This is a genomic window from Variovorax sp. LjRoot175, assembly GCF_964253805.1.
Classification (GTDB): Bacteria; Pseudomonadota; Gammaproteobacteria; order Burkholderiales; family Burkholderiaceae_C; genus Variovorax.
The window spans coordinates 4799465-4815848 of the sequence record NZ_CAXURY020000001.1; the positions used below are offsets into that span (position 1 = coordinate 4799465).

Annotated in this window: 12 protein-coding genes; 6 read left to right on the forward strand and 6 right to left on the reverse strand. The window is 67.4% G+C overall.

Annotated features, from left to right (window positions below; genetic code table 11):
- From chvE to ACSQ89_RS23930, 3 genes are read right to left on the reverse strand one after another with little or no spacing between them, the layout of a single operon-like run.
- The gene (gene chvE, locus ACSQ89_RS23920; protein ID WP_093109687.1) at positions 1-1071 is read right to left on the reverse strand and encodes a multiple monosaccharide ABC transporter substrate-binding protein; all 1071 of its coding nucleotides are present in this window, start codon (positions 1069-1071) and stop codon (positions 1-3) included.
- A gap of 24 nt (positions 1072-1095) precedes the next feature.
- A complete protein-coding gene (locus tag ACSQ89_RS23925; protein ID WP_436293494.1) occupies positions 1096-2064 on the reverse strand; it encodes an ABC transporter substrate-binding protein in 969 nt (322 codons plus the stop codon).
- A 56-nt stretch (positions 2065-2120) separates the two neighbouring features.
- Positions 2121-3572 (reverse strand): aldehyde dehydrogenase family protein, encoded by a 1452-nt coding sequence (locus tag ACSQ89_RS23930; protein WP_436293493.1) that lies wholly within the window; start codon positions 3570-3572, stop codon positions 2121-2123.
- An 88-nt stretch (positions 3573-3660) separates the two neighbouring features.
- Between ACSQ89_RS23930 and ACSQ89_RS23935 the strand changes: the two genes are divergently transcribed.
- Positions 3661-4620, forward strand: coding sequence for a LysR family transcriptional regulator (locus ACSQ89_RS23935; protein WP_093109690.1), 960 nt, complete (start codon positions 3661-3663; stop codon positions 4618-4620).
- A 167-nt stretch (positions 4621-4787) separates the two neighbouring features.
- Here the strand turns inward: ACSQ89_RS23935 and ACSQ89_RS23940 are convergent, their stop codons facing one another.
- Positions 4788-5564, reverse strand: a complete 777-nt coding sequence (locus ACSQ89_RS23940; protein WP_436293492.1) for an SDR family NAD(P)-dependent oxidoreductase — start codon at positions 5562-5564, stop codon at positions 4788-4790.
- Between the two features lie 121 nt (positions 5565-5685).
- On the opposite strand from ACSQ89_RS23940, the gene ACSQ89_RS23945 reads away from it, so the two are divergent.
- Positions 5686-6597 (forward strand): SMP-30/gluconolactonase/LRE family protein, encoded by a 912-nt coding sequence (locus tag ACSQ89_RS23945; protein ID WP_436293491.1) that lies wholly within the window; start codon positions 5686-5688, stop codon positions 6595-6597.
- A gap of 7 nt (positions 6598-6604) precedes the next feature.
- Here ACSQ89_RS23945 and ACSQ89_RS23950 read toward each other — a convergent pair whose 3' ends face one another.
- Positions 6605-7573, reverse strand: coding sequence for an AraC family transcriptional regulator (locus ACSQ89_RS23950; RefSeq protein ID WP_436293490.1), 969 nt, complete (start codon positions 7571-7573; stop codon positions 6605-6607).
- Between the two features lie 143 nt (positions 7574-7716).
- Here ACSQ89_RS23950 and ACSQ89_RS23955 point away from each other — a divergent pair, with 143 nt between their 5' ends.
- A complete protein-coding gene (locus ACSQ89_RS23955; RefSeq protein WP_436293489.1) occupies positions 7717-8631 on the forward strand; it encodes an NmrA family NAD(P)-binding protein in 915 nt (304 codons plus the stop codon).
- Between the two features lie 21 nt (positions 8632-8652).
- Here ACSQ89_RS23955 and ACSQ89_RS23960 read toward each other — a convergent pair whose 3' ends face one another.
- A complete protein-coding gene (locus tag ACSQ89_RS23960; protein WP_093109694.1) occupies positions 8653-8913 on the reverse strand; it encodes a hypothetical protein in 261 nt (86 codons plus the stop codon).
- A gap of 181 nt (positions 8914-9094) precedes the next feature.
- Between ACSQ89_RS23960 and glgB the strand changes: the two genes are divergently transcribed.
- From glgB to treS, 3 genes are read left to right on the forward strand one after another with little or no spacing between them, the layout of a single operon-like run.
- Positions 9095-10993 carry a 1,4-alpha-glucan branching protein GlgB gene (gene glgB, locus ACSQ89_RS23965; protein WP_436293488.1) on the forward strand — a complete coding sequence of 633 codons (1899 nt, stop codon included), beginning with the start codon at positions 9095-9097 and terminating at the stop codon, positions 10991-10993.
- On the forward strand, positions 10986-13028 hold the full coding sequence (locus ACSQ89_RS23970; protein WP_436293487.1) for an alpha-1,4-glucan--maltose-1-phosphate maltosyltransferase: 2043 nt from the start codon (positions 10986-10988) through the stop codon (positions 13026-13028). The genes glgB and ACSQ89_RS23970 overlap by 8 nt, the downstream gene beginning before the upstream one ends.
- Positions 13029-13040: 12 nt before the next feature.
- Entirely contained in the window at positions 13041-16382 is a 3342-nt protein-coding gene (treS, locus tag ACSQ89_RS23975; RefSeq protein ID WP_436293486.1) for a maltose alpha-D-glucosyltransferase, read from the forward strand.
- Positions 16383-16384: the final 2 nt, after the last annotated feature.

The following is a 16384-nucleotide window of genomic DNA, read 5'->3' on the forward strand; positions in this document are numbered from 1 at the left end:
CTACTTGATCTGGCTTTCCTTGTAGTAGCCGCTGTCGACCAGTGCCTGCTTCCAGTTCGATGCGTCGACGCTGATCGGCTTGAGCAGGTAGGAGGGCACGACTTTGACGCCGTTGTTGTAGGTCTTGGTGTCGTTCACTTCCGGCGTTTTGCCCGCGAGCATCGCGTCCACCATGTTCACCGTCACCTTGGCCAGCTCTCGCGTGTCCTTGAACACGGTCGCCGTCTGCTCCTTGCGTAGGATCGACTTGACCGAGGGCACTTCGGCATCCTGCCCCGTCACCACCGGCATCGGCTGCTGGGCCGAGCCGTAGCCCACGCCCTTGAGCGAGGAGATGATGCCGATCGACAGGCCGTCGTAGGGCGACAGCACCGCATCGACCCGGTCCTTGGTGTAGTAGGCCGACAGCAGGTTGTCCATGCGCGCCTGCGCCACCGCGCCGTCCCAGCGCAGCGTGGAGACCTTGTCCATGCCCAGCTGCTTGCTGCGCACCACCAGCTTGCCGCTGTCGATGTAGGGCTTCAGCACCGACATCGCGCCGTTGTAGAAGAAGAAGGCGTTGTTGTCGTCCGGCGAGCCGCCGAAGAGCTCGATGTTGTACGGGCCCTTGCCTTCCTTCAGCTTGAGCGCCTGCTCGATGTAGCCCGCCTGCAGCACGCCGACCTGGAAGTTGTCGAAGGTCGCGTAGTAGTCGACGTTCTTCGAGCCCTTGATCAGCCGGTCGTAGGCAATCACCTTGACGCCCTTGTCGGCCGCCTTCTGCAACACGTCCGACAAGGTGCTGCCGTCGATCGCGGCGATCACCAGCACCTTGGAGCCCTTGGTCACCATGTTCTCGATCTGCGCGAGCTGGTTCGGGATGTCGTCGTCGGCGTACTGGAGATCGGTCTTGTAGCCCTTCTCCTTGAAGTACTTGACCATGTTGGCGCCGTCGGCGATCCAGCGCGCCGACGACTTGGTCGGCATCGAGATCGCGATCGGACCCTTGTCCTGGGCCTGGGCGAGCGAAGTGATGCCGATCAGGCCCATGGCGGCGCCGGCGAGCAGGGTCTTGAGAAAAATGCGTTTCATTGGGATATCTCCTTCGTTGTGCGCTCAGTATTTGCGCTTGGGGAATTCGGTCTTGGCTACTTCCATCGGGAAGATCCCCTCCTCGGTCACGATGCGCTTCGGAATCGTCTTGCCGGCCTTGATGTCCTTCACGGCCGTCATCAGTTGCGGACCCAGGAGCGGGCTGCATTCGACCGACACGTTGAGCTTGCCGGCCATCATGGCCTCGAAGGCGCCCTTGACCGCGTCGATCGAGATGATCGTGATGTCCTTGGCCGGCTTCAGGCCCGCTTCCTCGATGGCCTGGATCGCGCCGATCGCCATGTCGTCGTTGTGCGCATAGAGCACGTTGATCTTCTTGCCCTCGGCCTTGAGGAAGGCTTCCATCACTTCCTTGCCCTTGGCGCGCGTGAAGTCGCCGGTCTGCGAGCGGATGATCTTGAACTTCGGGTCGGCCTTGATGATTTCCTCGAAACCCTTCTTGCGGTCGATCGCCGGCGCCGAGCCCACGGTGCCCTGCAACTCGACGATGTTGACCTCGCCCTTCTGGTCCTTCATCTTCTCGACCAGCCAGCGCCCGGCCTTGCGGCCTTCCTCGACGAAGTCGGAGCCCATGAAGGTGACGTAGAGCGAGTCGTCCTTGGTGTTGACGGAGCGGTCGGTCAGCACCACCGGGATCTTGGCGGCCTTGGCTTCGCGCAGCACCGTCTCCCAGCCCGACTCGACCACCGGCGAGAACGCGATGACGTCGACCTTCTGCGCGATGTAGGAGCGGATCGCCTTGATCTGGTTCTCCTGCTTCTGCTGCCCGTCGGAGAACTTGAGCTCGATGCCGGACTCCTTGGCGGCCGACTTGATCGACTCGGTGTTGGCGGTGCGCCACTCGCTTTCGGCGCCGACCTGGGCGAAGCCGAGAACGATCTTCTTCTGCGCCAGCGCCGTGCCCGGCAGCAGCGAAGCCAGCGAGGCGGCTGCGAGAGCAAGGGTGGTGAGCGTGCGACGGTTCAGTTTCATGGTCTGTCTCCTGTGGTTGTCGTGGTGAAAAAACTTGAGGCCCCGGGGTGCGTGCGTCAGGCCATCACGTACCCCGTCTTGACCGTGGTGTAGAACTCGGCCGCGTAGCGCCCCTGCTCCCGCGGCCCGTAGCTCGAGGCCTTGCGGCCGCCGAAGGGCACGTGGTAGTCGACGCCGGCGGTCGGCAGGTTGACCATGGTCATGCCCACCTTGGCATGGCGCTTGAAATGCATGGCGCGCTGCAGCGAGCCGGTGCAGATGCCGGCACACAGGCCGAAGGGCGTGTCGTTGGCCAGCACCAGCGCATGCTCGTAGTCGTCGGCGCGCAGCACGCAGGCGACCGGCCCGAAGATCTCCTCGCGCGCCACGCGCTGATGGGGCCGGGCCAAGAAGAGCGCCGGGCTCATGTAGTGGCCGGCGGTCGGCCGCTCCAGCAGCTCGCCGCCCCACACGTGCTCGGCGCCCTCCTCGATCGCGGCCGCGATCGAGGCCATGTTCTGCCCGAGCTGGCGGCGGTCGACCACCGGACCGATGTCGATGCCGCGCTCCAGCGCATGCCCGACCTGGAGCGCGGCCATGCGGCGGCGCAGGCGCGCGACGAAGGCATCGTGCACCGGCGCTTCGACGATCAGCCGGCTCGACGCGGTGCAACGCTGCCCGGTCGAGAAATAGGCGCCCTGCACCGCGCAGTCGACGGCAAGCTCGAGGTCGGCGTCGGCCAGCACCACGAGCGGATTCTTGCCGCCCATCTCGAGCTGCACCTTGGCATGGCGCGCCGATGCGGCCCGCAGGATGCGCTCGCCGGTCTCGACCGAGCCGGTGAAGCTGATCGCATCGACCAGGGGGCTGTCGACGATCGTCTGGCCGACCTCGCGGCCGCTGCCCATCACGAGGTTGAAGGTACCGGCCGGCAGCGCCGCGCGGCTGATGATCTCGCTCAAGGCCCAGCCGCAGGCCGGCACCAGTTCGGCCGGCTTGAACACCACGCTGTTGCCGTAGGCGAGTGCGGGCGCAATCTTCCAGGCGGGAATCGCGAGCGGAAAGTTCCAGGGCGCGATCAGGCCGACCACCCCCACGGGCTCGCGCGTGACGTCGACCTGCACGCCGGGCCGCATCGAGGACATCGTTTCGCCCCCGGCGCGCAGCGCCTCGCCGGCGAAGAACTTGAAGATCTGGCCCGCGCGCGTCGCTTCGGCGATGGCCTCGGCCAGGGTCTTGCCTTCCTCGCGCGCCAGCAGCACGCCGAGCTCTTCGCGGCGCGCCAGCAGCTCGCTGCCGATCTGGTCGAGCACGTCGGCGCGGCGCTGCGGCGTGGTCCGGCTCCAGTGCGGGAAGGCATCGACCGCCGCCCGGATCGCCGATTCGGTCTGGCTGCGGTCGGCGCGGGCGTACTCGGCGACCACCTCGCGCGTGTCGGACGGGTTTTCGCTCAGGCCGCTGGTCACGCCGGTCTCCCAGCGGCCGTTGATGTACTGCCTGGCGTTCTGTTGGAGGTGGCTGCGCTTCAAGGTGCGGCGAGTTTAGGAATCACACCAATATCTTTCCAATCAATATTTGGATTGAATCGATATCAGAAAGAGCATTCAGGAAAACCCCATGACCAACTACACGCACTGGTTCATCCGTGCGCGCCTCAAGACCCGCCAGCTGCTGCTGCTCGTGGCCCTGGCCGAGGAAGGCAACATCCATCGCGCGGCCCAGGTGCTCAACATGACGCAGCCCGCGGCCTCGAAGCTGCTCAAGGATCTGGAGGACGTGCTGGAGGTCTCGCTGTTCGAGCGCCTGCCGCGCGGCATGCGGCCGACCTGGTACGGCGAGACCATGATCCGCCACGCGCGCGAAGCGCTGGCGAGCCTCAACCAGGCGCACGACGAGCTCGTCGCGCTCAAGGCCGGCAGCTTCGGCCAGGTCGGCATCGGCGCGGTCACCTCGCCCGGCCTGGTTCTACTGCCGCCGGCGATGGCGGCCGTGAAGCGCGAGCAGCCGAACCTGCGCATCTCGCTCGATATCGAGACCAGCCCGGTGCTGTTCGAACGGCTCGAGCAGGGCAAGCTCGACATCCTGGTCGCGCGCCTTTTCGCGGAGCACGACAAGTCGAACCTGCGCTACGAGGCGCTGGTCGAGGAGCCGGTGTGCGCGCTCGTGCGCCCCGGGCATCCGCTGCTCGGCATGACCGGCCTCGGCCTGCGCGACCTGGTGTCCGCCGGCTGGATCGTGCCGCCCGCGGGCAGCGTGCTGCGCCACCGCTTCGACCTGATGTTCCAGGAGGAAGGCCTCGCGCCGCCGCTCAACGTGATCGAGACCGCGGCACTGCTCTTCATCACGCGCATGCTGCAGCAGAGCGACATGGTGGCCGTGCTCGCGACCGACGTGGCCCGCTACTACGCCGCGCACGGCATCGGGGCCGTGCTGCCGGTCGACATGCCCTGCCACATGGACGCCTTCGGCCTCATCACGCGCACCGACCGGCTGCCCTCTCCGGCGGCCAAGGTGATGATGAAGGCGTTGAAGGCGCAATGCCTGGCGGTGTACGGGCGGCGGCTGGAGGCGGACTAGTCCGGGGGGGCCGAGGCGGGCGGTACTGCTCCCTCCCCCACTGGGGGAGGGCGGGGGTGGGGGCACCGGGCCTTCGACGCGCACGCAACCATCGAACACCCACGAGCCCGGCCCGCACCGCATGCCGAGCGCCATCCGGGGGGCGAGCGCGGCAACTTAAACGACCCCTACACCCAGCCCGCGTCCACCTTGAACTCCTGCGCCGTGCACATCGCCGCATCGTCCGAGGCAAGGAACAGCACCATGCGCGCGATGTCCTGCGGCTGCAGCTTGTCGGGCAGGCACTGGTTGCGCTTGATCTCGCGTTCGCCCTCGGCGTCGAGCCAGAGCTTGATCTGGCGCTCGGTCATCACCCAACCCGGCGACACCGTGTTGATGCGGATGCGGTCCTCGCCCAGCGGCCTGGCGAGCCCGCGCGTGAGGCCGTTGACCGACGACTTCGCGATCGCATAGCAGGGGTAGGCGCCGCCCTTGCCCTGCCAGCCGGTCGAGCCGAGATTGACGATCGAGCCGAAGCCCAGGCGCCGCATGCCCGGCACCACCGACTGGATGGCGAAGAAGGCGGGCCGCTCGTTGATCGCCATGCGCTCCTCGTAGTAGGCCGGCGTCACAGATTCCAGCGTATGGCGATCGTCGCTCGCGACGTTGTTGACCAGCACCGCGAAATCGCCCAGCGCCGCCGCGGCCTCGGCGATGCACGACTGCAGCGCCGCCACGTCGCGCACGTCGCACACGCGCCACCACGGGGCGGCATGGCCCGCCTCCGCCAGTTGCCGCGCGAGCGCCTGGCTCGCGCCCTCGGCGACGTCGACGAAAGCCACGCGCGCGCCTTGTTCGACGAAGGCGCTCACCATTGCGGCGCCAATGCCGCTGCCGCCTCCGGTGATGAAAACCGGCCTTCCCTTCAGGCTCGGATAGGTGGAAAGTGCGGGGGCGGGATTCATCAGGTGTCTCCAAAATATGAGATTGCAATTTACGTATCAATCAATACGAAAATAATTGATTTCTAATATCAATATGCCTTGATACGATCCGCCGCGTCAAGGGACACCGCAGGAGACAAGCTTGAACAAGACATCCCCGCCCACGGTCCTCGAAGCCCCCCGCTGCGTCTGGCCGGCCGGCGCCACACTCGGCGAAGGCACGCTGTGGTCGGTGCGCGAACAGGCGCTCTACTGGGTCGACATCCTCGAGCGCCGGCTGCATCGCTTCGACCCCGCCGGCGGCGAGCGCAAGAGTTGGGATTTCGACGAGGAGATCTCGGCGCTGGCCGAGCGGGCCAACACGCCGGGCCTGATCGTCACGCTGCGCCGCGGCTTCGCGCTCTTCGATCCGGCGGCGAGCGAGGTGCCGCCCAAATACCTGCACCAGCCCGAGCCGGAACTGCCCGCCAACCGTTTCAACGATGGCAAATGCGATGCAGAAGGCCGCTTCTGGGGCGGCACCATGGACTTCGCCTGCGAGGCGCCGACCGGTGCGCTCTACCGCTTCGACCCCGACGGCCGCTGCAGCCGCCACGACAGGGGCTTCGCCGTGACCAACGGCCCGACCTGGTCGCAGGGCGGAGGGACGATGTACTTCAACGACACCGTCACCGGCCGCATCTACGCCTACGACTTCGACATGGCCGCCGGAACGCTCGCCAACAAGCGCCAGTGGCTGCGTTTCGCGCGCGGCGACGGCCTGCCCGACGGCATGACCACCGACGCCGCCGGCCGGCTCTGGATCGCGCACTGGGGCGGCGCCTGCGTGAGCTGCCACGACCCGGTCAGCGCCGAAGAACTCTGCCGCGTGAAGCTGCCCACCAGCCACATCACCAACTGCGCTTTCGGCGATGCGGACCTGTGCACGCTCTACATCACGAGCGCGACCAGCGGCCTGACACCCGCGCAGCGCGAAGCCGAGCCCGAGGCCGGCGCACTGTTCGCGGTGCGCATCGACAGCCCCGGCCTGCCGGCGCCGCTGTTCGCCGGCTGATCAGAAGTCAGAAGTCGGGCAGCACGATGTCGCGCTGGCGCCGCGCCGCGCCCGGCGACACGCCGATGAAGCGCTTGAAGGAACGGCTGAAGGCCGCCTCGGACTGGTAGCCGAGCTGGCTCGCAAGTTCGACCGGCCGCGCGTTCTTCTCCTGCAGCAGGGTCAGCGCGACATGCATGCGCCAGCGCGCCACGTAATGCATCGCCGGCTCGCCGACCAGCGCCGTGAAGCGTGCCGCGAAGGCCGAGCGCGACATCGCGACCTCGGCCGCCAGCGAGGCCACCGTCCACGGCCGCGCGGGATCGCGGTGGATGAGCGAGATGGCGCGGCCGATCTGCCGGTCCTGCAGCGCGCCCAGCCATCCCGTGCGGGCCGCGGGATCGCGCGCCATCCACGAGCGGATCGCCTGGATCACGAGGATGTCGGCCAGCCGCGTGATGATGGTTTCGCCGCCCGGCTGCATGGCATGCGCTTCGGCGGCCATGAAGCGCAGCGTGCTGCCGAGCCAGTCGGCCTCGGGCGACGCCGAAGCATCGATGCGGATCACGCTGGGCAGCAGCTTGGCCAGCCGGTGCGCGGCCGGGTGATCGAAGCGCACCGCGCCGCAGACCAGGCTGGTGGCCGCGCCGCCGCCGCCGTGCCGCAGCACCTCGTAGCGGTCGCTCTGCTGCTCGCGCGGAAGATCGAAAAGCCCGGGCGCCTCGGCGCCCGGTTCGCTCACCAGCCGATGACCCGCACCATGCGGCACCAGCGCGAAATCGCCCGGCTGCAGCAATTGCGGCTCGCTGCCCTCGACCTCGAGCCAGCAGGGGCCGGAGGTCACGGCATGGAACATCAGGCTGTCCGCCATCGGCGGCAGCGTCAAGCCCCAGGGCGCGGTGAACTCGGAGCGGCAATAGAAGATGCCGCCCATCCGCAGGAAGTGCAGCGCCTCGCCGAGCGGATCCACGGGCACCAGGACGTCTTTGAGCTTCATGCGGGCAGTATGCGAAGCCTGGATGCGATCGTCCAGTTCGCCTGGACGAATGAGCACGAACAAGCGATCTTCAAGCATTGATAAGCCTGTTCTCGCCGACGATAGTAGACGCCATGTCAACCCCAACCCAAGGAGCAACGGACATGAGCAACACCGTCCCCACCATCCCCACCATCACCGTCATGGGCGCCACCGGCCACACCGGCGGCAAGATTGCCAGGCGTCTGCTGGCCGCCGGCGCCAAGGTGCGCGCCCTCGGCCGCAACCCGGCCAAGCTGGCCGCGCTCGAACGCGCCGGCGCCGAAGTGCTGGCGGGCGACACCTGCGACCCGACTTTTCTCGCGCAGGCCTTTCGCGGTGCCGATGCCGTCTACACGTTGCTGGCCACCGATCGCCGCGCGCCCGACTACCGGGCCCGGCAGGACCAGGAAGGCGAGGCCATCGCCGAAGCCCTGCGCGCGAGCGGCGTGCGCCATGTCGTCGCGCTCAGCAGCCTGGGCGCGGACCAGGGCGAAGGCACGGGCGTGATCGCCGGCCTGCATGTGCAGGAAGAGCGGCTGAAGCGGATCGCCGGCGTCCACCTGCTGCTGCTGCGCCCGGTCTCCTTCTTCGAGAATTTTTACGACGCGCTGGGGCAGATCAAGGAAGCGGGCCTGATGGCGGACACCGTCGAGGCGGACATCGCCGTGCCCATGATCGCAGCCGATGACATCGCCGCGGTCGCGGCCCAGGCGCTGCTGGCGCGCGACTGGAGCGGCGTCGCCGTGCGCGAGCTGCTCGGCCAGCGCGATCTGAGCCACACCGAGGTGGCACGCATCCTCGGCGAGCGCATCGGCAAGCGGGGGCTCGCCTATGTGCAGCTCTGCGAGGCCGACATGACCGGCGCCATGGTCGATGCCGGTCTGTCGCCGAGCTTTGCCGGGCTGTACATCGAGATGACGCGCGCCTTCAATGAAGGCCGGGTCGGCCCGAGCGCGGGGCGAAACGCCGCCAACACCACGGCCACGCGCTTCGAGGACTTCGCCGAGGAGTTCGCCGGCGCCTACGCGGCAATGTAAGCCGGGCTCTTCTTCGTTGCGCTAGCGTCGCCAGGAAGACCACCAGATGTCTGCGCTGCGAATGGTGATTTCGCTGCATCGGCTGCCCCCCGCCAGTTGCATCGCAAGGGCGCGCAGCCGCGGCATGTGGCGTTCGAGGGTGGCCGACAGGCTCTCTTCGTCGGGCGTTGCGCCGAGCGCGATCAAGGCTTCGTTGTTCACGCGAACCGTCACCTTTCCCTGCGAGTTCTCGATCACGAAGTGATGGCCGGGAAGCTTGAGATCGGAAGAGCTGACGGGCATCGCGCGTCTCCTGCAGAGTTTTCCCGAACTTCGCGAAGACCGCCACCAGCCCGCGTAGGAGCAGCACCCGCTCCTGTTCCCGAAAAGACTTACAGGGACCGACGAACGAGTTGCTGTCCGACATCCTGAAGCGCATGCGCCGCGCTTGCGCACGGCCAGGCCAGCACTTCAATGGCGGGCTGTGCATACCCAGAAGCAAAACCAATTCATCGGTCCACAAGACGGCTACCTGTTCGCGGAAGGCACCCACTCGCGGCTCTACGAGCGCCTCGGCTGCCACCTCCGGGCGACGGGAGGCGCGGACTTTGCGGTCTGGGCGCCGAACGCCGAATCCGTGAGCGTGATCGGGGACTGGAACGGCTGGTCGGCCGAAGTCGACCTGCTCGAGTCGCGCGGCGAGCTCGGCATCTGGCAGGGCCACGCCCCCGATGCCGCGCCAGGGCAGGCATACAAGTACCGCATCCGGTCACGCCATGGCGGCTGGCAGGTCGACAAGGCCGACCCCTTCGCCTTCTGCGCCGAGCTGCCGCCGGCCACGGCCTCCCGCATCTGGACACTCGACTACGTGTGGAGCGACCGCGAATGGATGTCCGCGCGTGCACCGAAGAATGCGCTGGATGCGCCGATGTCCGTCTACGAGTTGCACCTCGGCTCCTGGCGGCGCAAGGAGGGTCACTTCTTCGGCTACCGCGAACTCGCGCACGAGCTGGGCGACTATGTGACCGAGATGGGCTTCACGCACGTCGAGCTCATGCCGGTGACCGAGCATCCGTTCTACGGCTCCTGGGGCTACCAGACCACAGGCTACTTCGCGCCCACCGCGCGCTTCGGCACGCCGCAGGATTTCATGTATTTCGTCGACCACCTGCACCAACGCGGCGTCGGTGTGCTGCTGGACTGGGTGCCCTCGCACTTCCCGACCGACGAGCACGGCCTCGGCTACTTCGACGGCACCCATCTCTACGAGCATGCCGATCCGCGACAGGGCTTCCATCCTGAATGGAACTCGAGCATCTTCAACTACGGCCGCAACGAGGTTCGCAGCTTCCTCATTTCGTCGGCCCTGTTCTGGCTCGACAAATACCACCTGGACGGCCTGCGCGTCGACGCGGTCGCTTCGATGCTCTACCTCGACTACGCGCGTCAGCACGGCGGCTGGATTCCCAACCGCTACGGCGGCCGCGAGAACCTGGAAGCCGTCGAGTTCCTGCGGACCCTGAACCGGGCCGTGTACCGCGAGCATCCCGACACGCTCACCATCGCCGAGGAATCGACCGCCTGGCCGCGCGTCTCGCGCCCGACCGACATGGACGGCCTGGGCTTCGGCATGAAATGGAACATGGGCTGGATGCACGACAGCCTGGCCTACATGAAGGAAGACGCGGTCCATCGCAAGTACCACCACCACAAGCTCACCTTCTCGCTGGTGTATGCCTTCAACGAGAACTTCGTGCTGCCGCTGTCGCACGATGAGGTGGTGCATGGCAAGGGCTCGCTGCTCAACAAGATGCCGGGCGATGCATGGCAGCAGTTCGCCAACCTGCGCGCGCTACTCGGCTTCATGTGGGGGCATCCGGGCAAGAAGCTGCTGTTCATGGGCGGCGAGTTCGGCCAGCGGCGCGAATGGAACCATGACGACGAGCTCGAATGGTGGGTCGCCGCGCTCGAGGGCCATGCAGGCCTGCAGCGTTTCGTGAAGGAACTCAACCGCGTCTACCGCGCCACGCCCGCGCTGCACCAGCTCGACTTCTCCGCCACCGGCTTCGAATGGGTCGCGGCCGACGACGCGGACCGCAGCGTGTTCGCCTTCCTGCGCAAGGCGCGCGACGGCGGCGCGCCGCTCCTGGTCGTCAGCAACATGACGCCGGTGCCGCGCACCAACTACCTGCTCGGCGTGCCGGCACCCGGCTTCTGGCGCGAGCTCGTCAACAGCGACGCCGGCGAGTTCGGCGGCGCGGGCTGGGGCAACCTCGGCGGCATCGAGTCGGCGCCGGTGCGCGCCCATGGCCGCATGCACTCCGTGTGCCTCACCTTGCCGCCGCTTTCGACCCTGTTCCTCGAGCACACCCCCCATGGCTGAGAAAAATACCCCGGTCCGCCCCCCCACCCATCCGGACGGCGCGGACGGCCGCGTACGCGCCGTCATCGACGCCGTCCTGCCCATCGTGGACGGCGGGCGCTTTCCCGTGAAGCGCGTGGCCGGGGAAGCGCTGCGCGTGCAGGCCCACTGCTTCGCCGACGGGCACGACATGCTGCGGGTCATGCTGCGCTGGCGCAGCGAGGACGACGCCCACGGGGCCGAGCTGCCGATGAAGCCGCTGGGCAACGACGTCTGGGAGGCCGAGTTCATGCCGCCCGCGATCGGCCGCTACCGCTACACCGTCGCGGCCTGGGTCGATGCCTTCGAGTCCTGGCGCCACGACATGGCGCGCCGCGTCGAGCTCGACGACATCCGCATCGCATCGCAGATCGGCGCGCTCGAGATCGCGGCGGCCGCCGAACGCGCCAATGGCGTGGAGCGCAAGACGCTGGCCCGCTGGGGCATGGAACTGCACAGCGCCGCCGTCGCCGACGCGGCCGATGCGACGGTGCTCAAGGCGCTGGCGCTGGACGAAGCCCTGGCCGCGCTCGCAGCCCGCTACCCGGACCGCCGCCTCGCGGCGCAGTATCCGTTGGAGCTGCCGCTGGTGGCCGATCGCGATCGCGCCCGCTTCAGTAGCTGGTACGAGCTGTTCCCGCGCTCGACGGCGACCGAGGCCGGACGCCACGGCAGCTTCAAGGACGTGGCAGCGCGCCTGCCCGCGATCGCGGCCATGGGCTTCGACGTGCTGTACTTCCCGCCGATCCATCCGATCGGCCGCGTGCAGCGCAAGGGCAAGAACAATGCGCTGGTCGCCAAGGCGGACGACGTCGGCAGCCCGTGGGCCATCGGCGCGGCCGAAGGCGGCCACAAGTCCATCCTGCCCGAACTCGGCACGGCCGAGGACTTCCGGCATCTGATCGCGCAGGCGGCCGGCCACGGCCTCGAGATCGCACTCGACATCGCCTTCCAGTGCGCGCCGGACCATCCGTACGTGAAGGCGCATCCCAGTTGGTTTCGCTGGCGGCCGGACGGCAGCGTGCAGTACGCCGAGAACCCGCCGAAGAAATACCAGGACATCTACCCCTTCAACTTCGAGAGCGAGGACTGGCCCGCGCTGTGGGCCGAGCTCAAGAGCGTCTTCGACCACTGGATCGCCGAGGGCGTGAAGATCTTCCGGGTCGACAACCCGCACACCAAGGCGTTCCCGTTCTGGGAATGGGCGATCGGCGAAATCAAGCGCCAGCATCCCGAGGTCATCTTCCTGGCCGAAGCCTTCACGCGGCCCAAGGTGATGCACCGGTTGGCCAAGCTGGGCTTCACGCAGTCCTACACCTACTTCACCTGGCGCAACGACAAGCAGGAACTGACCGAGTACTTCACCGAACTCTCGGCGGGACCGGGCAGCGAATATTTCCGCCCCAACGTCTGGCCCAACACGCCCGACATCCTGCACGAGCGCCTGCAGGGCGGCGAGCCCGCGGTCTTCATGGCGCGCCTGGTTCTCGCCGCGACGCTGGCCGCCAACTACGGCATCTACGGCCCCGCCTTCGAACTGCGCGAGCACCTGCCGCGCGAGCCGGGCAGCGAGGAGTACCTGCATTCCGAGAAGTACCAGCTGCGCGCCTGGAATCACGACGATCCGGGAAGCCTCGCGCCCTTCATCGCCCGCGTCAACGGCATCCGGCGCGACAACCCCGCGCTCCATGCCGACCGCGGCCTGCGCTTCCTCGCGATCGACAACGACCAGCTGCTGGCCTACGCCAAGCGCTCGGACGACGGCGTCAACGTGGTGGTGACGGTGGTGAACCTCGACCCGCACAACGTGCAGTCCGGCTGGCTCGCGCTCGATCCCGCGTCCATCGATTGCGAGGCCGGGCATCCGTTCCAGATGCACGACCTGCTGAGCAACCAGCGCTTCGTGTGGCAGGGAGATCGCCACTTCGTCCGGCTCGATCCGCACAGCGTGCCGGCCCACATCTTCCGGGTGCGGCGCCGGGTTCGCGACGAGCGCGAGTTCGACTATTTCCAGTGAGGTCTTGCGCCCATGAACGCTCCGGTACCGCACATTGCTCTCGAAACCGTCGAGATCGACAGCAGCGACGATCCGCTGTGGTACCGCGATGCGGTCATCTACCAGCTCAACGTCAAGGCCTTCTTCGATTCCAACGATGACGGCGTCGGCGACTTCAAGGGCGTCACGGCCAAGCTCGACTACGTGAAGGACCTGGGCGTCAACACCATCTGGCTGATGCCCTTCTACCCCTCGCCCTTGCGCGACGACGGCTACGACATCGCCGAGTACGAGAACGTGCACCCCCAGTACGGCACGCTGGACGATTTCCGCGAGATGCTGGATGCGGCGCACCGCCGCGGCCTGCGCGTGATCACCGAGCTCGTCATCAACCACACCTCGAGCGACCACCCGTGGTTCCAGGCCGCACGCCGCGCGCCGCCCGGCTCGCCCGAGCGCGACTTCTACGTCTGGAGCGACAGCGACCAGCTCTACCAGGGCACGCGCATCATCTTCACCGACACCGAGACCTCCAACTGGAGCTGGGACCCGATTGCCAAGGCCTACTACTGGCATCGCTTCTTCAGCCACCAGCCGGACCTGAACTTCGACAACCCCCAGGTGCTGGAGGCCGTGTTCAAGACCATGCGCTTCTGGCTCGACATGGGCGTCGACGGCTTCCGGCTGGACGCGATTCCCTACCTGGTCGAGCGCGACGGCACCAGCAACGAGAACCTGCCGGAGACGCACGCGGTGATCAAGAAGCTGCGCGCCGCCATCGACGCCCGCTACAAGAACCGCTTCCTGCTGGCCGAGGCCAACATGTGGCCCGAGGACGTGCGCGAGTACTTCGGCGAGGGCAACGAGTGCCACATGGCCTACCATTTCCCCCTGATGCCGCGCATGTACATGGCGATCGCGCAGGAGGACCGCCATCCGATCGTCGAGATCATCCAGCAGACGCCCGAGATTCCCGAAGGCTGCCAATGGGCCATCTTCCTGCGCAACCATGACGAGCTGACGCTGGAGATGGTGACCAGCAAGGAGCGCGACTACATGTACCTCATGTATGCCGCCGACCTGCGCGCCCGCATCAACGTCGGCATCCGGCGCCGGCTCGCGCCGCTGATGGAGAACGACCTCGACCGCGTCAAGCTGATGAACGGCATGCTGCTGTCGATGCCGGGCTCGCCGATCATCTACTACGGCGACGAGATCGGCATGGGCGACAACGTGTTCGTCGGCGACCGCAACGGCGTGCGCACGCCGATGCAGTGGAGCCCCGATCGCAACGCCGGTTTCTCGCGCGCCGACCCGCAGCGCCTCTATCTGCAGCCGATCATGGACCCGATGTACGGCTTCGAGGCGCTCAACGTGGAGGCGCAGGCGCGCGACGCCAGCTCGCTGCTCAACTGGACGCGACGCATGCTGGCCGTGCGCAAGACCAGCCACGCCTTCGGGCGCGGCAAGCGCATCTTCCTGAAGCCCGGCAACCGCAAGATCCTGGCCTACCTGAGCGAGTACGACGAGGACACCATCCTCACGGTCTTCAACCTCTCGCGCGCGGCGCAGCCGGTGGAGCTCAACCTGTCGGCCTACAAGGGCAAGGTGCCGGTCGAGATGCTGGGCCGCACCTCCTTCCCGCCCATCGGCGAGCTGCCCTACCTGCTGACCTTGCCCTCGTACGGCTTCTACTGGTTCCGCCTCGCTGCCGATGCCGAGATGCCGAGCTGGCACCAGGAAGGCGTCGGGCTGCAGGACCGGCCGACGCTGGTGCTGTTCGACGGCTGGACCAGCTTCTTCCGCGACCGCGTGATGCCGTGGCGCATCGGCATGGCCGAACGGATGCTGACGCAGTTCGAGACCGACACGCTGCCGCGCTTTCTGGAGATCCAGCGCTGGTACGCCTCCAAGGGCACGCCGATCGAGCGCGCGCGGCTGGTCGACCATGCGGTGTGGGACGCCGGCGAATTCAGCTGGATGCTGCCGCTGCTGCAGCTCGACGGCCCGCCCGAAGCGTCGACCTACTTCGTGCCGCTGGCGCTGGCATGGGAAGAGCAGGACGAGGAGCGCTTCAACCGCCTCACGCCGGCCGCGCTGGCCAAGGTGCGGCAGCAGTCCAACGTGGGCGTGATGGCCGACGCCTTCTATGACGAGGCCTTCTGCCGCGCGGTGGTCGAGGCCATCCGCGCCGGCAAGGAGATCGCCACCAACGCCGGCCGGTTGCGCTTCACGGCCACCGACGCGTTCAGCGACCTCCCCGTAGCCCTCGCTGCGCTGCCCGTGGCCCGCCCCAGCGCGGTGAGCAGCAACACCGTCGTCACCTTCGACGAGACCCTGTTCCTCAAGGGCTATCGCAACCTGCGCGACGGCGTGAATCCCGAGCTCGAGATGGGTTGGTTCCTGACCAGCGTCGCACGCTTTCCGCATTGCGTTCCGGTCCTGGGCGCACTCGAATACCTCGGCGACGACGGCCGCGTGGTGACGCTGGCGATGGTCCAGGCCTACGTGACCAACCAGGGCGACGGCTGGGTCTACACGCTCGGCTATCTGGAGCGCTTCCTCGAAGAGCTGCGTACGGCGGGCGCCGATGCCTTCGCCGCGGCCGCACCGGCCCAGGCCCACGGCGGCTTCCTCGCGCTGATGGTGGTGCTCGGCCGGCGCACCGCCGAGCTCCATCTCGCGCTGGCCGCGCGCACGGGCGACGCGGCCTTCGATCCCGAGCCGTTCGAGCCGGGCGACGTTGAGGCGATGCGCGAGCGCGCACTGGTCGATGCCACCGCCACGTTGGCCTTGCTGCGCGATCGCCTGCTGCTGCTTCCCCCGGCCGCGCAAGAGGACGCGCAAGCCCTTCTGTCGCGCCACGAGGCGCTGCAAAGGCGCATCAGCGCGGCAGCCGGGAACGTCGAAGGCGGCACCAAGACCCGCTACCACGGCGACTACCACCTGGGCCAGGTGCTGGTGGCCGACAACGATTTCGTCATCATCGATTTCGAAGGCGAACCCACGCGCAGCTTCGAGGAGCGCCGCGCCAAGGGCTCGCCGCTGCGCGACGTCGCGGGCATGCTGCGCTCGTTCAACTACGCGCGCTGGTCGGCCTTGCGGCGCGTGGCGCAGAACGCCGACGAGCTCCAGCGGCTCGACGCACCAGCGCGCGACTGGGAGCTTGCCGCGCGGGATGCCTTCCTCTCGGCCTATCGGGCGACAATGGCTTCGGCTGGAACGGCGGCGCCGATCGACGCGAATCTTCTCGAATTGTTCGAACTTGAAAAGGCGCTGTACGAGCTGCGCTACGAACTCAACAATCGCACCGACTGGGTCCAGGTCCCGCTGCAGGGCCTGCTGGCATTGAACGGTGCCGGCTCATCGCGCTGATC

What these genes read in the sequence shown, in the direction of transcription:
- chvE (WP_093109687.1), bottom strand. Translation starts at nt 1,071, where the DNA reads ATGAAACGCATTTTTCTCAAGACCCTGCTCGCCGGCGCCGCCATGGGC.
- ACSQ89_RS23940 (WP_436293492.1), bottom strand. Translation starts at nt 5,564, where the DNA reads ATGAATCCCGCCCCCGCACTTTCCACCTATCCGAGCCTGAAGGGAAGG.
- ACSQ89_RS23960 (WP_093109694.1), bottom strand. Translation starts at nt 8,913, where the DNA reads ATGCCCGTCAGCTCTTCCGATCTCAAGCTTCCCGGCCATCACTTCGTG.
- ACSQ89_RS23925 (WP_436293494.1), bottom strand. Translation starts at nt 2,064, where the DNA reads ATGAAACTGAACCGTCGCACGCTCACCACCCTTGCTCTCGCAGCCGCC.
- treS (WP_436293486.1), top strand. Translation starts at nt 13,041, where the DNA reads ATGAACGCTCCGGTACCGCACATTGCTCTCGAAACCGTCGAGATCGAC.
- ACSQ89_RS23970 (WP_436293487.1), top strand. Translation starts at nt 10,986, where the DNA reads ATGGCTGAGAAAAATACCCCGGTCCGCCCCCCCACCCATCCGGACGGC.
- ACSQ89_RS23950 (WP_436293490.1), bottom strand. Translation starts at nt 7,573, where the DNA reads ATGAAGCTCAAAGACGTCCTGGTGCCCGTGGATCCGCTCGGCGAGGCG.
- ACSQ89_RS23955 (WP_436293489.1), top strand. Translation starts at nt 7,717, where the DNA reads ATGAGCAACACCGTCCCCACCATCCCCACCATCACCGTCATGGGCGCC.
- ACSQ89_RS23935 (WP_093109690.1), top strand. Translation starts at nt 3,661, where the DNA reads ATGACCAACTACACGCACTGGTTCATCCGTGCGCGCCTCAAGACCCGC.